Source organism: Hahella sp. CCB-MM4 (assembly GCF_002260525.1).
GTDB lineage: Bacteria > Pseudomonadota > Gammaproteobacteria > Pseudomonadales > Oleiphilaceae > Hahella.
In genome coordinates, this window is record NZ_MRYI01000155.1 from 1 (window position 1) to 484 (window position 484).

The 484-nt window shown below is 68.2% G+C and carries 1 protein-coding gene; it reads left to right on the forward strand.

Annotated elements, in window-relative coordinates; all coding sequences use genetic code 11:
* A partial coding sequence (locus BTA51_RS30420; protein ID WP_168188346.1) for a hypothetical protein occupies positions 1 to 342 on the forward strand: 342 nt, incomplete at its 5' end.
* Positions 343 to 484: the final 142 nt, after the last annotated feature.

Genomic DNA, 484 nt, shown 5'->3' on the forward strand with positions numbered 1-484 from the left:
GCCATGATCGACGATCTGCTGATCGGTCAGGTGGCCAAGCTGATCCCGCGCAAGGGCCGCAGCCTGCCGCGCAACGCCGCTTACTGGGCGGGCCTGCAAGCCGCCGTCGCTGCGACTGACGCATGGCCCACGGCAAGCCACCTGCACGCCGACCTCAAGCGCCTCACCGGCTACGTGGACGTCTACCACAACCCGCTGACCGGTCGCGACGAGATCCGCCCGCAGTCCACCGCGTTCGACAAGATGAGCGAGGCCGAGTTCGCCGCGTTCTTCCGGCTGGCACAGCTGAAATTCACCGAGCGCATGGGCTTCGATGCCTGGGCGCGGGAGGGCCATGAATGACCCGCCGCCGCTCCGAGTTCCCCGCCAAGATCCGCGTTGCTGCGTTCGAGCGTGCCAAGGGATGCTGCGAGCAATGCGGCGTCTCCATCCGCCCCGGCAACGGCCCCGAATACGATCACCGCATCCCGGATGCCCTCGGCGG